This window comes from Rhizobium sp. WW_1 (assembly GCF_003610155.1).
Classification (GTDB): Bacteria; Pseudomonadota; Alphaproteobacteria; order Rhizobiales; family Rhizobiaceae; genus Rhizobium; species Rhizobium tropici_A.
In genome coordinates, this window is record NZ_RAIN01000001.1 from 1,482,730 (window position 1) to 1,498,573 (window position 15,844).

Genomic DNA, 15,844 nt, shown 5'->3' on the forward strand with positions numbered 1-15,844 from the left:
GGAAAAAACATGGCAACCCCACTCGTCGTTTCCGAAGTCTTCAAAAGCTTCACCATGCATCTGCGCGACGGCATTCGCCTGCCCGTCGTCGCCGACGTCTCCTTCTCCGTCGCCTCGGGCGAATGCGTCGTACTCGGCGGCCCGTCGGGCATCGGCAAGAGCTCACTGCTCAAGATGATCTACGGCAATTACGCCGTCGACAGCGGTCAGATCCTCGTTTCCCACAAGGGCAGGATCGTCGATCTCGCGACCGCCGACCCGCGCACGGTGCTCGACGTCCGTCGCCAGACGATGGGCTACGTCAGCCAGTTCCTGCGCACCGTGCCGCGCGTCGCCGCCCTCGATGTCGTTGCCGAGCCGCTGTTTGCCCGTGGCGTGTCCTTGGCGGATGCTCGCGACCGCGCAGCCAAATTGCTGGCCCAGTTGAACCTGCCGCAGGAACTCTGGCAGTTGCCGCCAGCCACCTTCTCGGGCGGCGAACAGCAGCGCGTCAACATCGCCCGCGGCTTCATCACCGACCATGCCATCCTGCTGCTCGACGAACCCACGGCATCGCTCGATGCCAGGAACCGGGCCGTCGTCGTCGACATGATCGAAGAAAAGAAGCGGGCAGGCGTCGCCCTTCTCGGCATCTTCCATGACGAAGAGGTGCGCGAGGCCGTCGGCAGCCGCATTCTCGACGTCTCGCAATTCTCGCCCCGGAAGGCAGCCGCATGAACCGCAAACTGGGCGAAACGCCCTTCATCAGCCCTTCGGCCAGCGTCAACAATTCGACGCTCGGCCGCTATACCGAAGTCTCCGACCGCTGCCGCATCGATGAAGTCGAAATCGGCGACTACTCCTATATCATGCAGGATGGTGCGGTCTGGTGCGCGACGATCGGCAAGTTCGTCAACATCGCCGCCGCGGTGCGCATCAATGCCACCAACCATCCGACATGGCGCGCCACGCTGCACCACTTCACCTATCGCGCCGCCGATTATTGGCCGGATGCCGATATGGAGACCGATTTCTTCACCTGGCGTCGCGACAACCGGGTCGTGATCGGCCACGATGTCTGGATCGGCCACGGCGCGACCGTGCTGCCCGGCGTTACGGTCGGCAATGGTGCCGTTATCGGCGCCGGCGCGGTCGTCTCCAAGAACGTGGCGCCCTATACGATCGTCGGCGGCGTGCCGGCCAAGCTCATCCGCGAGCGCTTCACGCCCGAAGTCGGCGCGCGCATGGACAAGCTCTCATGGTGGGATTGGAATCACGACCGCCTGCGCACCGCGCTCGCAGACTTTCGCGCGCTTTCGGCGGAAGAATTTCTGGATCGCTACGACGCCTGAGAACCGTTTCCGCCCAATTCAAGCTTGCAAGGCGTTGACGAGCGATCCAGCTTTCAGACGATCCTTGCAAGGGCGGGATCGGGAGGAGTTTCCATGGCAAAGCAGTTTTTCAGCATCGACGACCGGCTGCGCGATTTCATCGCGCGGCAGCACGTCTTCTTCACGGCATCGGCGACTGCGGATTCCCGTGTCAATATCTCGCCGCGCGAAACGCTGTGCCTGCGCATCATCTCCCCGAACACAGCCATCTATCTCGATCGCACCGGCAGCGGCAGCGAGACGGCAGCGCATATGCAGGCTGACGGCCGCCTGACCATCATGTTCTGCGCCGTCGAGGGTCCGCCGATGATCCTGCGCCTCTATGGCCGCGGCCGGATCATCCGTCGTTCCTCGTCCAAATATCGGCAATTGCTGCACGATCACTATGCGGGCGAAGAGCCGCTCGGGGCGCGGCAGATCGTGTGGCTGGACTTCGATCTCGTACAGACCTCCTGCGGTTTCGGCGTGCCGCTCTTCTCTTATGAAGGCGAGAGACCGAGCCTCGATCAATGGGCAAAGGCCAAGGGGCCTGAAGGGATTGAGGAATACTGGCGTGAGAAGAATAGCGTCAGCATGGACGGCCTGCCGACAGGCATGTTTGACGGCTAAATTCAAGGAAATCCTTCAGCCGGCTAATCTTGCAAAATCGGCCCGGATTGTAACAGCAGTTACACAAAACTGACATTGGAGCTTCATGAAGCGGGACTAATCGGTTGCCTTGTGGTTGGCGCCAGCCCCCTCGAAACTCCTTCGAGGCAAGGGCATGCGCCCATTCTTAGCACCGGTAGAGCTGAAGTTTTTGCAGCCCGGCAGCCGCGAAAGGGAAGCACTATGTTCGAACTCAGGAATGTCTCGCGCCGGTTTGGCAACAAGCTCGCTGTCGATTCCGTGACTTTGGACATACCGCAGGGACAGATGGTCGGCGTCATCGGCCGTTCCGGCGCCGGCAAGTCCACCCTGTTGCGCATGATCAATCGCCTGGCCGACCCGAGCTCCGGCTCGATCCATTTTTCCGGCGTCGAAGTGTCGAAGCTCACCGGTCGCGCGTTGCGCAGCTGGCAGCGCGATTGCGCCATGATCTTCCAGCAGTTCAACCTTGTTCCACGCCTCGACGTGCTCACCAACGTCATGCTCGGTCGTCTCAATCATCGCTCGACGGTCATGAGCCTACTGTCCGTCTTCACCCGCGAGGAGCGCATCCAGGCGATCGCTGCGCTCGAGCGCCTCGGTATCGAGCAGACGGCCCTGCAGATGGCCGGCACGCTTTCCGGCGGCCAGCAGCAGCGCGTTGCCATCTGCCGTGCCCTGATGCAGCAGCCGAAGATGATGCTCGCCGACGAGCCGATCGCCTCGCTCGATCCGCTGAACGCCAAGATCGTCATGGACGCGCTGCGGGATATCAACGAGCGCGAAGGCATCACCGTCATCACCAACCTGCACACGCTCGACACGGCCCGCAACTATTGCGAACGCATTGTCGGCATGGCAGCCGGCAAGGTTGTCTTCGACGGCAAGCCGGCCGATCTGACGGCCGCCGCCGTCAAGGAAATCTATGGCACCGACAAGGACGGTGCCGGCATCGACGAGAGCATGACGTCGACGTCGATCAACATTGCCGATCCGGCCGCACAGGCTGCGGCAACCGAATCTGCCGGCCCGCAACCGCTGGCGCTGGCCGGTCTCTGAGAGGGACGGCCGGGATCGAAGGCCCGCGTCAAGGGCGCATTTCTTCTAGACCGAAGGCATCCGGGGACACCGGTTAATCAGGAGACGAACCCATGTTGAAGAAAGCACTTTTTGCTGCTACGGCGCTCGTCGCGCTCGCAGTCGGCGCTGCTGCTAACGCTGCAGACCTCAAGGAATTCCGCGTCGGCATTCTCGGCGGCGAAAACGAAGCCGACCGTCTGCGCAACTATGCCTGCCTCGCCGACCACCTGAAGAAGGAATTCGGCTTCGAGAAGGTATCGCTCTTCCCGGCCGCCGACTATGACGGCGTTATCCAGGGCCTGCTCGGCGGCACGCTCGACTTCGCAGAACTCGGCGCTTCCGGCTACGCAGCCGTCGCCATCAAGGACCCGAAGGCCGTCACCCCGATCCTGACCACGCAGCAGACCGACGGTTCGACCGGCTACTACTCGATCGGCCTCGCTCTCAAGTCCTCCGGCATCAAGACGATCATGGACGCCAAGGGCAAGAAGCTCGGCTACGCCGATCCGGACTCCACGTCTGGCTACCTCGTTCCGCTGACGCAGATTCCGAAGACCACCGGCATGCCGAACGACAAGTTCTTCGGCTCGACCCAGTTCAACGGCGGCCATGAGAACAACCTCCTCGCCGCTTACGACGGCAAGGTCGACGTTGCTGTCGACGACTCCTCGGGCGTTGGCGATTTCAAGGACGGCTTCACCTCCGGTACCTTCCGCAAGGAAGTCGACAAGGGCGCCGTAGACCCGAACAAGCTCGTCGAAGTCTGGCGTTCGCCGCTGATCCCGAACGGCCCGCTCGTCGTTCGCAACGCGCTCGGCACCGAATGGCAGACCAAGCTCTCGGACTTCTTCATGAAGCTCCCGACGGCTGACGCCAAGTGCTTCAACGCTGTCGAAGGCGGCGACTTCAAGGGCTATGTCAAGGTTACCCCGGACTTCTACAACGCCGTTATCGACGTTCGTAAGGCTGCCATCGGCGGCTGATCCGCATCCCGATAACTGGGCGGCCGGCAACGGCCGCCCTTTTGCTGTTCACAAAGGCAGGATTTCATGACGATCGCCGATACGCACCCGAACATGCAGAGCGCGCCGCAGAGCGCCAAGGAGATCGGCGACGCCTGGAGCAAGATGGTGGCCAAGCGCCGTCTCTACACCGGCATCGGCCTCGTGATCCTGCTTGTCGCCTTCGTCAGCTCGGTGCGTTTCGCCGACGAAAGCAATGCCGGCCACTTCTTCGAGCGGCTGCCGCATCTCTTCGACTTCCTGAGCTGGCTCATCCCCAAGGACTGGAGCGACGTCTACCGGGCGCTCTTCGACCTGCCGAGCCCGAATGGCGCGAATGGCGCCGGCGGCGAAGAATTCAACTTCCCGCTCGGCCGCGTCTATGTATGGGGCGATTTCTACATCCCCGAATATTTCGAGCTGATGATCATCACGATCAACGTGGCGCTGGTTTCGACCATCATCGGCTTCGTCTTCGCAGTGCCCATGGCCTTTTTTGCCGCGCGCAACATGTCGCCTTCCAATCCGATCCGACTGGTGACGAAGCGCATCATGGAATTCCTGCGCGCCTTTCCGGAAATCGTCATCGCCGGCCTGTTTTCGGCGATCCTGTCGATCGGCCCGATCGCCGCCATCATCGCGGTCGGCCTGCACACGATCGGCGCGCTCGGCAAGCTGTTCTACGAGGTCGTCGAGAATATCGACATGAAGTCGGACGAAGGCATGCGCGCCGTTGGCGCGAGCTGGACCGAGCGCGTGCGTTTCGCCGCCCTGCCGCAGGTCATGCCGAATTTCGCCTCCTACGCACTGCTGCGTCTCGAGATCAACGTCCGCGCCTCCACCATCATCGGCGCCGTCGGCGGCGGCGGTATCGGCGAGGAGCTGAAGCTTTCGATCTCGCGCGGCTTCGGCGCCAAGACCATGGCGCTGGTGCTGCTGCTCTTCGTGACGATCATCGCCGTCGACCAGTTTTCCGCATGGCTCCGCCGCCGTCTCGTCGGCGAACATGCCTTCCTTTTGCAGCATTGAGGTTATCCATGTCCGTCATCGACGCCGGCCGTATGCAGGAAATCGAAGCGCGTTACCCGGAGGTCCTTCACCGGTCCTTTCGCCAGCGCTTCGGCGCGCTGATGATGTTCATCGGCGTCATCCTCTATGGCATCTATGCCGTCTGGTTCTTCGACCTGCCGAAAGTCATTTCGGAAGCGCATTGGGAGCGCGTCGGCATCTATCTCAGCGAATGGATCAGCTATGACGTGCAGCCGGAGTTCCGCGTCTCCGGCGACAAGATCAGCATCAAATATCCGCGCTTCTCGCCGCTCGGCGACAACCCGAACCCGGATTGGGTCACGACCAATCCGGATGGCAGCATGACCGTTTCCGTCAGCGGCACGAGCCGCACTGTAACGGTGACGAAGACGCAGGCCATCGTCACGGCGCACGGCATCACGATACCGATCGATATCAGCGGCGACATGCCGAAGCTCGTCGGTTCTCAGCCGGTCCCGACCTGGATGACCGTCTACGACGACAATATCCTGGTCAATCTCGGCTTTGCCGGCGATGCCAGCATTTCCACCGACCGCGTGAAGATCCGCAAGCGTTTCCTCGGCTGGGCAAACTTCGTCTTCGACACGCATTCGCCCTTCTTCGACAAGCCGGCGAGTGAAGTGATCGGGCTGATCGTCTCAGGGCCGCGGCTCGACCCCACGCAATCCAATCTGTCGCTCGCCTTCGACAACGTCTGGAACAATGGTGCATGGCAGCATGGCGACGTCTGGACCAAGCTGTTCCAGACCATCGTCATGGCCTTCCTCGGCACGCTGCTCGGATCGATCGCCGCCTTCCCACTGGCCTTCCTGGCGGCTCGCAACATCACGCCGAGCCGGCTCGTCAACCAGATCCTCAAGCGCTTCTTCGATTTCCTGCGCTCGGTGGACATGCTGATCTGGGCGCTGTTCCTGACCCGCGCCTTCGGCCCCGGCCCGCTCGCGGGCAGCGGCGCGATCTTCCTCACGGAGACCGGCACGCTCGGCAAACTTTATTCCGAAGGCCTTGAGAATATCGACAACAAGCCGCGCGAAGGCGTGAAGTCCACTGGCGCACCAACCATTCTGGTGCATCGCTATGGCATCATGCCGCAGATCGTGCCCGTGATCGTCAGCCAGACGCTCTACCAGTGGGAATCGAATGTGCGCGGCGCGACGATCATCGGCGCCGTCGGCGCGGGCGGCATCGGCCTCAAGCTTTGGGAAGCAATGCGCACCAACGCCAACTGGGAAAACGTCGCCTATATGGTGCTGCTGATCCTCATCGTGGTCTTCCTGTTCGACGCCGCATCCAACGCCTTGCGCTCGCGCCTGATGGGTACGCGGGTGAAATAAAAAAGAACGGTAAAAAGTCGTTCCGCATCATCATTCTGTCACGGGAATCCGGTAGCGCAGGCCGGCAAGGCCGTAGTGGCCAAGCCGGCTTTAGCCGGATTCAGGTCGTTGCTGTCTTGCTGCTCTTGCGGTTTGTCGCAAATCACCCAACAGTGTCCCGCGCAGCCGATTTTTCCAAGGAATGCAGCCTTGCGCTATGCTCTCTATTTCACCCCGCCCAAAGACGATCCTTTGACATCGCTTGCCGCCCTCTGGCTGGGCCGCGACGCATTTTCCAACGAGATCTTTTCCGACAAGGCCATGGCCCCCCTGCCCGAAGGCCATGCCGAGCTGACGGCCGATCCGCGCCGCTACGGCTTTCACGCCACGCTGAAGGCGCCCTTCGACCTCGCATCCTCCGTGACCGAACGCGATCTCCTCGACGTCGCCGCCGAATTCGTCTCGCAGACCAAGGCTTTCACCATTCCGCAGCTGGTGCTTGGCCAGCTCGGCCACTTCTTCGCACTCGTGCCCGGCACCGTTTACCAGCCGCTGCAGGATTTCGCCTCGCACGTCGTCAAGACTTTCGAGCCGTTTCGCGCGCCGCTTTCCGACCATGACATCGCACGGCGCAAGCCGGAGGGGCTCACCGAACCGCAGCGCGCCAACTTGCTGCGCTGGGGCTACCCTTACGTCAACGACGAGTTCCGTTTCCACATGACGCTCACCGGGCGCGTGCCGACCGAACGTCAGCCCGAACTGCAAGAAATCCTGCGTGAGCGCTTCGCCGAGCATACCGGCAAGCCGCTTGATATTTCCGGCCTCGCCATCTTCGTCGAAGAAGAGCGCGGCGCTCCCTTTACCGTCCGTTCCTGGCTGCCGCTGGCCGGCGCCTAATATGAAAGACCTGACATGACCAAAGAAACCGTCCTTTCCAACGCCCGCATTGTCCTCGAAGACAAGATCGTCGAAGGCTCCGTGCTGATCCGTGACGGTCGTATCGCCGCCATTTCCGAAGGCAAGTCCGATATCGGCGAGGATTTGGAAGGCGACTTTCTGATCCCCGGTCTGGTCGAACTGCACACCGACCATCTGGAAGCGCATTACTCGCCCCGTCCGGGCGTTCGCTGGAACAAGACGGCCGCGATCCAGGCGCACGATGCCCAGATCGTGACTTCCGGCATCACGACCGTATTCGACTGCCTGCGCATGGGCTCGGACGAAGACGGCGGCTTTGAAAAGGGCGAGATGCGCGACATGGCCGACGCCATCCAGGCGGCGCAGCGCGAAGATCGGCTGCGCGCCGATCACCTGATCCACCTGCGCTGCGAAGTCTCTTCCGACAACGTTCTCGACCATTTCCAGGATTTCGAGAAAGACCCCTATGTTCGTCTGGTCTCGCTGATGGACCACGCACCGGGCCAGCGCCAGTTCCAGACTATGGATCAATACATCTTCTACTACCAGAAGAAGCGCGGCCTGAGCGATGAGGCCTTTGCCAAGTTCGTCGCCAAGCGGCAGGACGAATCGGCCAAGTATGCGACCCCCAACCGCGATGTGATCTCCAAGGTCTGCGCCGAGCGCGGCATCACCGTTGCCAGCCATGACGACGCGACGCTCGCCCATGTCGACGAAGCCATCCATTACGGCGTTCGTCTGGCGGAATTCCCGACCAGCGTCGATGCCGCCAAGGCTTCGCATGGCGCCGGCATGAGCGTGCTGATGGGCGCGCCGAACATCGTGCGCGGCAAGTCGCACTCGGGCAATATTGCTGCCCGCGATCTCGCCGAGCTTGGCGTCCTCGACGTGCTTTCTTCCGACTACGTGCCGCTCAGCCTGCTGCATGCGCCCTTCATCCTCGCCGATGAAGTCGAAGGCATTTCGCTGCCGCAGGCGATCGCCATGGTGACGGCGACGCCGGCACGGACGGTCAGCCTGAATGACCGCGGCCGCATCGCGGAAGGCCTGCGCGCCGATCTCGTGCGCGTTCGCCGCGATCATGGCGTACCCGTTACGCGCTCCGTCTGGCGGGAAGGACGCCGGGTCGCATGAGCGCGGACGCCAATATCGAGCCGGCTAATCTCGGTCTGGCGGATGCGACGGCGGGCACGCTCGCCGTCGTCGTCGGCCCGAGCGGCGCCGGCAAGGATACGCTGATGAACCTGGCCGCGCAGCATTTTGCCGGCCGGCCCGACGTGCACTTCGTCCGCCGCGTCATCACCCGAGACGGCGATGCCGGCAACGAGGACCACAGAAGCGTTTCCGAGGCCGACTTCGATGCGATGGAACAGGCCGGCGCCTTTGCCGTCTCCTGGGAAGCGCATGGCCTGAAATACGGCATTCCGGCCGACGTCTTCGATGAGCTTGTACAGGGGCATCTGGTGATTGCCAACGGCTCGCGTTCGGCGCTGCATCACTTCCAAGCGGCATTTCCGCGGCTGAAGGTCATCAACGTCACAGCCACGCGCGAAGTGCTGGCCGAGCGGCTGATGGCGCGCGGACGCGAGAGCCGCGAGGATGTGCTGAAGCGGCTGGAGAGAAGCTCGCTGACTGTTGAGGGCAGCTACGACGTCGCCGATATCGACAATAGCGGCACGCTCGACGAAGCGGAACGCGCCATTATTTCGGTGCTGGAAACGCTGGTCCGCAAGTAAGCCCGGTGGCGGCGATCGAAGATCATTCGGCCCGCCACACGTCCTCATACCCCTGATCGTCTATGATGAACCGTGTCCCCACCGGAAGATGCAGGTATTTGACGACGGCCGGCAAGAGTTCACGCAAATGCGCCGTGTGCACAGGCTGGTAAAAATCCGTGGCGTCGGAATATTCGCCACAATAGAAAAACCAGCTGATATTACCGCCCTCGGGCAGGGCTTGCCGCACGCCATAGATCGGCATGCGACCAAGCGTCGACATGGCGATGGCCACCATGTTTTCCGGCCCCGTTTCCAGCGTGTCTGTTTCGAGCTCGCTTCCGCTCAGTGCGCCTCATCCCAGTTGTGAGCCGCGCGGGCGTCGACCTTCAGCGGCACGGCCATATCGACCGCCGGCATGGCGGCGTTTTCCATGACCGAGACGATGATCGGCGTCGTGCGTTCGACATCGGCATCCTCGACTTCGAAGATCAGTTCGTCATGCACCTGCAGCAACATCCGCACGCGATCGCCGAGTCCGGCCACGGCCAGCGCCGGCTCCATCTTGATCATGGCGCGGCGGATGACGTCGGCGGCAGAGCCCTGGATCGGCGCATTGATCGAGGCGCGTTCGTTGAAGGCGCGGACGGAAGGATTGGAAGAGCGGATTTCCGGGAAATGGATGCGGCGACCGAAGATCGTCTCGACATATCCCTTGTCCCGCGCAGCCTGCTTGGTGCTGTCCATATAGTCGCGGATGCCGGGGAAGCGCTCGAAATACTTCTTGATGTAATCGCCGGCTTCCGAGCGCTCGATCGAGAGCTGATTGGCCAGGCCGAAAGCCGAGATGCCGTAGATGATGCCGAAATTGATCGCCTTGGCACGGCGGCGAACCTCGCTCGGCATGCCCTCGACCGGCACGCCGAACATTTCGGAGGCCGTCATCGCATGAATGTCGATGCCGTCTTCGAAAGCCTGCTTGAGCTGCGGGATGTTGGCGACATGCGCCAGCACGCGCAGTTCGATCTGGCTGTAGTCGGCCGAGACGAGCTTGTGGCCCGGCGTCGAGATGAAGGCCGTGCGGATCTTGCGGCCTTCCGCCGTGCGCACCGGAATATTCTGCAGGTTAGGCTCGGAGGAAGACAAGCGTCCCGTCGTGGTCGATGCCAGCGAATAGGAGGTGTGAACGCGCTTCGTCTCGGGATGGACATAACCCGGAAGAGCGTCGGTATAGGTCGATTTCAGCTTGGTGAGCTGGCGCCAGTCGACGATCTTGCGCGGCAGTTCGAAGCCGGCTGCCGCCAGATCCTCCAGCACCTGCGCCGAGGTCGACCACTGTCCGGTCTTGGTTTTGCTGCCACCTGATAATCCCATCTTGCCGAAGAGGATATCGCCGAGCTGCTTCGGAGAACCGATGTTGAAGCGCTCGCCGGCCAACGTATAAATCTCATCCTCAAGAGCGGCGGCGCCCTGCGCCAGCTCGCCGGAAAGACGCGAGAGGATCTGCCGGTCGATGGTGATGCCGCGCTCTTCCATATGGGCGAGCACCGGCACCAGAGGCCGCTCCAACCGCTCGTATACTGCCGAAAGTTTTTCTGCTGCAAGTCGTGGTTTCAGCACAAGCCAGAGACGCAGCGTGACGTCGGCATCCTCGGCGGCGTAGGCCGTGGCGCGGTCGATATCGACGAGATCGAAGGTAACATTGGACTTGCCGCTGCCGGCGACGTCCTTGTAGGCGATCGGCTTGTGGCCGAGCCAGCGTTCGGAAAGGCTATCCATGCCGTGCGTGGCGTTGGAGCCGCCGTCGAGCACGTAGGACAGGAGCATCGTATCATCGAAGGCCTTGGTTTCGATGCTGTAGCGCTTCATCAGCAGGTAGTCGTATTTCAGGTTCTGCGCGATCTTGAGGATGGAGGCATCCTCCAGCAGATCCTTCAATCTCGACAGCGCATCACGCAGCGGAATCTGATTGTCGGCTAGGCCGCCGCCGAGGAGGTCGCCGACACCGGTCTTGTGGGCAAGCGGGACATAGGCGGCGCGGATGGAGGCGCCTGTGGGATCATTGCGGTTATCGGCGATCGCCAGCGAGAAGCCGACGATTTCCGCCTGCATGACATCGAGCGACGTCGTTTCGGTGTCGAAGGCGACGATGCCGGTTTCGCGCGCATCGGCGATCCACTGGTCGAGGGTAGCAATATCGCGAATGGTCACGTATTTCGAATGATCGATCGGCGCGGTGGCAAAGCTTGCGGCGCGTGCCTTGGCGAGCGTATCCGGCTCGGTTAGCCCCTCGACTGCCGCGCGCGGCTTCACCGGCGGAACAGAAGCGGCTGCGCCCTCGGCCGAAACGGCGCCGCCGTCGGCGAGTTGAGCATTTTCGTCGATATCGAGATCCGGGCCATGCGCGGTCTCAGCCAACTCGACCTTGACGACGGCGGGCTCGATCGCCGCCGGATCGCAATCGCAGGCATCGGCAACGCGGCGCGTGAGCGAGGTAAACTCCATCGCCTTCAGGAAGCCGATCAGCTTCGGGCCGTTCTGCGGTTCAAGCACCAAGGCATCGAGTTCGAGTTCCAGCGGCACATCGGTCCTGAGCGTCACCAGCTGGCGGGAAATGCGGGCGAGTTCGGCATTGGCGATGATGTTTTCGCGGCGCTTCTGCTGCTTGATCTCGCCGGCACGGGCCAGCAGCGTATCGAGATCGCCGAATTCTTCCAACAGCTGCGCCGCCGTCTTCGGGCCGATGCCGGGAATGCCGGGGACGTTGTCGACCGAATCGCCGGTCATGGCCTGCAGGTCGATCATCTTCTCGGGCGGCACGCCCCATTTCTCGACGACATCGGGAATGCCAATCTGCTTGTCCTTCATGCTGTCATACATGTGGACCATAGGCGTGACGAGCTGCATCAGGTCCTTGTCGGACGAGATGATCGTCACATCGGAACCGGCAGCTTCGGCCTGGCGGGCATAGGTGGCGATGATATCATCGGCTTCGAAACCGTCGGTCTCGATGCAGGGCAGATTGAAGGCGCGGGTCGCCTCGCGGATGAGACCGAATTGCGGGATCAACTCTTCCGGGGGCGCCGAACGGTTTGCCTTGTAATCCGGAAAGATCTCCTTGCGGAACGTCTTCGAGGAGTAGTCGAAAATGACGGCAAAGTGGGTCGGCGTCACCCCGACCGAGGTATCGCGCGCCGAGGTCAAAAGCTTCCACAGCATGTTACAGAAACCGGAGACGGCACCGACAGGCAATCCGTCGGACTTGCGCGTCAGCGGCGGCAGGGCGTGAAAGGCCCGGAATATGAAACCGGAACCGTCGACGAGGAAGAGATGATCACCTTTTTTCATGGAAGCATGGATAGCGTGGCGCACTTCCAACGTCCATATAAACTTCAGCTTTGCAGGCTGGAGCGCCTCCGCTTTTCTTCGACTCGCGGAAACGCTCTCTCCTTTGTTTTGCGCAATTCCGGACGGAAACCCGCAATACACTTTTCCTGGAATTGCTTTGACGAGAAGGCCAAATCTCTCACCGAAACGTTACTAACTTTTAATCAATCTAATCTGCGCATTCCCTTGAAAAAACACATTCGGAACCACAAATCATACTCACCGGCGATTGATACGCCGAGGGTCTGACAACCGGCCTGTCCCCCGCCATGTCAGACTTGGACAAAGGCCTATCCCCTCTCCGGGCCTTTGTCCCCCTTTCATGAGCCGCCATGGCGTCCCCTCCAGGCCATGGCGGCTTTTTCATGCAGAAAAATGCAACCTATGAACGTGAAAAAATCGGCCGAAGTTGCTGATTTCAGAGCAGGTCTACCCAAGAATTGCTGATTGTTTTGATTTTGAATTATCGGCATATTTGCAATCATGGGATTTAATCGGATGGACTCCGCCGCGTACCTTGCCAATCAGATGGCGAAGGCCTTCGCTCGCTCGTTACAGCAACGCGCGGCGAAATTAGGCTTTTCTCCCGGTCAATTCCCGATCCTGCTGGAATTGTGGTCCGAGGACGGGCTGACGCAGAAGCAATTGCTTGAAAGGGTCGATATCGAGCAGGCGACAATGGCCAATACGCTATCGCGCATGGAACGGGACGGGCTGGTGGAACGCCGTCCGCATCCCTCAGACAAGCGGGCGCAGCTGATCTTCCTGACAGACCGGGCCACAGCCATGCAGGCCGAGGCGATCGAGGCCGCCGTCGCCGCGGACATGGATCTTCTCAAGGATTTCCGTCAGTTCGAGCGCGAGTTGCTGCTGGAATATATCCGGCGCGTGCTTGATAACGCCAGGCAGCTCTAGCGCAATTCCAGGAAAAGTGAGCAGCAGTTTTCCGCCCGGAATTGCTTGAAACAAAGAGATAAAGTGGCTCAGAGATTCAGTGAAAGGCTGAACCACTCTGGCGCTAACCGACCGCCTTGCCCAGGGTCGGATGGAGCTGGCTCGGGCTGATATCCGGCTTGCCGAAGAATATCCCCTGAAGCTGGGCGCAGCCTTCCTCGATGACGATGCGGCGCTGGATCTCGGTTTCGACGCCTTCCGTCACGACAGGCATGTTCAGGCTATGCCCAAGGCCGATGATGGCGCGGACGATGGAACGTGCCGCCGGGTCATGTTCAAGGGCGCCGGTAAAGCTGCGATCGACCTTGATCTTGTCGAAGGGGAAGGCACGCAGATTGCTGAGCGAGGAAAAGCCGGTTCCGAAATCATCCATGACCACGCGGACGCCGAGATTGTGCAGCCGCTGCAGCGTCGCGATAACGGCCGCACGCTCGCGCATCAGGGCCGCCTCGGTGATCTCCAGTTCGAGGCGCTGCGGCGCAAGACCCGTCTTGCGCAAGATCCGCTCGATCTGATCGTAGAGGGTGGGAATCATGAATTGCAGCGGCGAGAGGTTGACGGCGACGTTCGCCGGTTCGCTCCAGCGCGCCGCCTCCTGGCATGCCTGCTGCAGCACCCACTCGCCGATCGCCACGATCGAGCCGCTTTCCTCGGCAATCGGAATGAAGGTTTCCGGATCGATCACACCCCGATCGGGATGGGCCCAGCGCAGCAAGGCCTCATAGCCGCTGACGCTGTCGCTGCCGACGTCATAGATCGGCTGGTATTCCAGAAAGAGCTGCCGACGCAGGATGGCCTGGCGCAGATCATTCTCGAGCTGGCGACGCATGCGCACGGCCTTGTCCATTTCAGCATCAAAGAAGCAGGCATGGCCCCGGCCCGCATGCTTGGCGCGATAAAGCGCCATGTCCGAGTTGGCGTAGAGTTGTTCGGCGCTGGTGCCGTCGCGCGGGTAGATGGCAATGCCGATGCTGACGCCGACAGCGGTCGGATCTCGCGCCGTATCCATCTCCATGCCGAATTCCGCAAGAATGCGCTCGGCAAGACGCGTAGCCCCCTCGGGTTGCCGGCGCTTGGGCTGAATGATGGCGAATTCGTCGCCGCCAAGCCTTGCGACCGTATCACCGTCTTCGATCGTACGCTGCAGGATGCCGGCCACCTTGCAGAGGATGCGATCGCCTTCCGCATGGCCGAAGACGTCGTTGATGGCCTTGAACCGATCGAGGTCCAGACAGAAGATCGCGACTTCACCGCCCCTGCGGTCGGCCATCTGCAGCGCCTGGCGCATGCGCTGGTCGAACAGCGAGCGATTGGGCAGGTCCGTCAAGATGTCGTGATGCGCGAGATGCTCGATCATCTGCTGTGCCTGACGCCGCTCGGTCAAGTCGCGCACAACGAACACGCTGCATTCATGGCCGCGATAGGTGATGGAGCGCCGCACGGTTTCGACGGGGATCGAGTTGCCATCGTAGCCCGCGAGCGTCGTCTCCAGCGGGATGACGGCTTCGGCATGGGCATCCATGTCGATCGTCAGGAAGACATCGGGTGCCGCACCGATCACCTGCTGCGCCGACCATCCGGAAATTGCGAAGAACCGCTCGTTCGCATCGATCACCTTACCGTCGCGGACGATAAGCAGCCCCTCAAGCGAGGCATTGGCAAAACCGCGAAGGTCGGTCAGATGGCGGTCGACGAAAATGGCGCCGAGCGCAATGAGGATCAGACCCATGGCGGCGGCCATGACGATGCCGGCGAGGATGCTGCGATCGATGGCAAGGCCGCCGCCGGGCATGCCGGCTTCGGGCGTCAGCGTCACGCCGCTCATCGCTGTGAAATGCAGCGAGCAAATCGCCAGCAGCAGCAGCAGAGCCCCAATCGTGATGCGCCTGAACCCATGAAGGCTGCGAAATGCCAGGAAGGCCAGCGACGCGAAGCCGGCACCGATGACAACGGAAGCGACAACGCGCGTGACGTCGAAGGAAAGCTCGGCCGAGGCCTCGATCGCCTGCATGCCGGTAAAGTGCATGGCGGCTATTCCAAACGCCATCAATAGGCCACCTGCCGTAAAGGAAATGCGGTTATCCCATTCGAAAGCGACGGCAATGGCAAGCCATGAACCGATGATGGCAAGGACCACGGAAAGTACGGTCAGCGAAACGCCATAGGATATGGGAAGGCTGCTCTCATAGGCGAGCATAGCGATGAAATGCGTCGCCCAGATGCCGACACCGCTGGCGAAGGCCGCGGCGGCGATCCAGTAGCGACGCTGATGCGACTGGCATTCCTGCGCACGCGAAAAGAGAAGCATGGTGGCAAAGCTGCCGATGAGGCAGATGACTGCTGCTACAACAATGAGCCTGAAATCATGATCGTCACGAATACATGCAATCACTGAAAACATTATGCGTCTCCAGAATACGCCTCTGGAT

At 61.4% G+C, this 15,844-nt stretch carries 14 protein-coding genes; 11 read left to right on the forward strand and 3 right to left on the reverse strand.

Annotated elements, in window-relative coordinates; translation table 11 throughout:
* Positions 1-9 precede the first annotated feature (9 nt).
* The 10 genes from phnL to phnN all read left to right on the forward strand — a co-directional run bounded on the left by phnL (position 10) and on the right by phnN (position 9,095).
* Positions 10-717: a phosphonate C-P lyase system protein PhnL gene (gene phnL, locus BJ928_RS07205; protein ID WP_047634879.1), complete on the forward strand. Its 708-nt coding sequence runs from the start codon at positions 10-12 to the stop codon at positions 715-717.
* Positions 714-1,331 (forward strand): DapH/DapD/GlmU-related protein, encoded by a 618-nt coding sequence (locus tag BJ928_RS07210; protein WP_047634878.1) that lies wholly within the window; start codon positions 714-716, stop codon positions 1,329-1,331. Before phnL ends, BJ928_RS07210 begins: the two co-directional genes overlap by 4 nt.
* Positions 1,332-1,424: 93 nt before the next feature.
* On the forward strand, positions 1,425-1,979 hold the full coding sequence (locus BJ928_RS07215) for a pyridoxamine 5'-phosphate oxidase family protein (RefSeq protein WP_047634877.1): 555 nt from the start codon (positions 1,425-1,427) through the stop codon (positions 1,977-1,979).
* Between the two features lie 222 nt (positions 1,980-2,201).
* Positions 2,202-3,056, forward strand: a complete 855-nt coding sequence (gene phnC, locus BJ928_RS07220; protein WP_047634876.1) for a phosphonate ABC transporter ATP-binding protein — start codon at positions 2,202-2,204, stop codon at positions 3,054-3,056.
* Between the two features lie 92 nt (positions 3,057-3,148).
* The gene (phnD, locus tag BJ928_RS07225; protein WP_047634873.1) at positions 3,149-4,060 is read left to right on the forward strand and encodes a phosphonate ABC transporter substrate-binding protein; all 912 of its coding nucleotides are present in this window, start codon (positions 3,149-3,151) and stop codon (positions 4,058-4,060) included.
* Positions 4,061-4,126: 66 nt separating this feature from the next.
* Positions 4,127-5,107 carry a phosphonate ABC transporter, permease protein PhnE gene (phnE, locus tag BJ928_RS07230; RefSeq protein WP_047634871.1) on the forward strand — a complete coding sequence of 327 codons (981 nt, stop codon included), beginning with the start codon at positions 4,127-4,129 and terminating at the stop codon, positions 5,105-5,107.
* 8 nt (positions 5,108-5,115) lie between these two features.
* Positions 5,116-6,462, forward strand: a complete 1,347-nt coding sequence (phnE, locus tag BJ928_RS07235) for a phosphonate ABC transporter, permease protein PhnE (protein WP_047634870.1) — start codon at positions 5,116-5,118, stop codon at positions 6,460-6,462.
* Between the two features lie 189 nt (positions 6,463-6,651).
* Complete coding sequence (locus tag BJ928_RS07240; RefSeq protein WP_047634869.1) at positions 6,652-7,338, forward strand: DUF1045 domain-containing protein; 687 nt, start codon at positions 6,652-6,654, stop codon at positions 7,336-7,338.
* A 15-nt stretch (positions 7,339-7,353) separates the two neighbouring features.
* Positions 7,354-8,493, forward strand: coding sequence for an alpha-D-ribose 1-methylphosphonate 5-triphosphate diphosphatase (locus BJ928_RS07245; RefSeq protein ID WP_047634866.1), 1,140 nt, complete (start codon positions 7,354-7,356; stop codon positions 8,491-8,493).
* On the forward strand, positions 8,490-9,095 hold the full coding sequence (phnN, locus tag BJ928_RS07250; protein ID WP_047634863.1) for a phosphonate metabolism protein/1,5-bisphosphokinase (PRPP-forming) PhnN: 606 nt from the start codon (positions 8,490-8,492) through the stop codon (positions 9,093-9,095). The genes BJ928_RS07245 and phnN overlap by 4 nt, the downstream gene beginning before the upstream one ends.
* Positions 9,096-9,117: 22 nt before the next feature.
* Here the strand turns inward: phnN and BJ928_RS07255 are convergent, their stop codons facing one another.
* The gene (locus tag BJ928_RS07255; protein WP_047634861.1) at positions 9,118-9,372 is read right to left on the reverse strand and encodes a hypothetical protein; all 255 of its coding nucleotides are present in this window, start codon (positions 9,370-9,372) and stop codon (positions 9,118-9,120) included.
* Between the two features lie 47 nt (positions 9,373-9,419).
* On the reverse strand, positions 9,420-12,422 hold the full coding sequence (gene polA, locus BJ928_RS07260; RefSeq protein ID WP_047634859.1) for a DNA polymerase I: 3,003 nt from the start codon (positions 12,420-12,422) through the stop codon (positions 9,420-9,422).
* Between the two features lie 537 nt (positions 12,423-12,959).
* Here polA and BJ928_RS07265 point away from each other — a divergent pair.
* Positions 12,960-13,376 (forward strand): MarR family transcriptional regulator, encoded by a 417-nt coding sequence (locus tag BJ928_RS07265; RefSeq protein WP_047634858.1) that lies wholly within the window; start codon positions 12,960-12,962, stop codon positions 13,374-13,376.
* Positions 13,377-13,479: 103 nt separating this feature from the next.
* Here BJ928_RS07265 and BJ928_RS07270 read toward each other — a convergent pair whose 3' ends face one another.
* A complete protein-coding gene (locus BJ928_RS07270; RefSeq protein ID WP_047634856.1) occupies positions 13,480-15,816 on the reverse strand; it encodes an EAL domain-containing protein in 2,337 nt (778 codons plus the stop codon).
* Positions 15,817-15,844 lie beyond the last annotated feature (28 nt).

What these genes read in the sequence shown, in the direction of transcription:
- phnL (WP_047634879.1), top strand. Translation starts at nt 10, where the DNA reads ATGGCAACCCCACTCGTCGTTTCCGAAGTCTTCAAAAGCTTCACCATG.
- BJ928_RS07210 (WP_047634878.1), top strand. Translation starts at nt 714, where the DNA reads ATGAACCGCAAACTGGGCGAAACGCCCTTCATCAGCCCTTCGGCCAGC.
- BJ928_RS07215 (WP_047634877.1), top strand. Translation starts at nt 1,425, where the DNA reads ATGGCAAAGCAGTTTTTCAGCATCGACGACCGGCTGCGCGATTTCATC.
- phnC (WP_047634876.1), top strand. Translation starts at nt 2,202, where the DNA reads ATGTTCGAACTCAGGAATGTCTCGCGCCGGTTTGGCAACAAGCTCGCT.
- phnD (WP_047634873.1), top strand. Translation starts at nt 3,149, where the DNA reads ATGTTGAAGAAAGCACTTTTTGCTGCTACGGCGCTCGTCGCGCTCGCA.
- phnE (WP_047634871.1), top strand. Translation starts at nt 4,127, where the DNA reads ATGACGATCGCCGATACGCACCCGAACATGCAGAGCGCGCCGCAGAGC.
- phnE (WP_047634870.1), top strand. Translation starts at nt 5,116, where the DNA reads ATGTCCGTCATCGACGCCGGCCGTATGCAGGAAATCGAAGCGCGTTAC.
- BJ928_RS07245 (WP_047634866.1), top strand. Translation starts at nt 7,354, where the DNA reads ATGACCAAAGAAACCGTCCTTTCCAACGCCCGCATTGTCCTCGAAGAC.
- phnN (WP_047634863.1), top strand. Translation starts at nt 8,490, where the DNA reads ATGAGCGCGGACGCCAATATCGAGCCGGCTAATCTCGGTCTGGCGGAT.
- BJ928_RS07255 (WP_047634861.1), bottom strand. Translation starts at nt 9,372, where the DNA reads ATGGTGGCCATCGCCATGTCGACGCTTGGTCGCATGCCGATCTATGGC.
- polA (WP_047634859.1), bottom strand. Translation starts at nt 12,422, where the DNA reads ATGAAAAAAGGTGATCATCTCTTCCTCGTCGACGGTTCCGGTTTCATA.
- BJ928_RS07265 (WP_047634858.1), top strand. Translation starts at nt 12,960, where the DNA reads ATGGACTCCGCCGCGTACCTTGCCAATCAGATGGCGAAGGCCTTCGCT.
- BJ928_RS07270 (WP_047634856.1), bottom strand. Translation starts at nt 15,816, where the DNA reads ATGTTTTCAGTGATTGCATGTATTCGTGACGATCATGATTTCAGGCTC.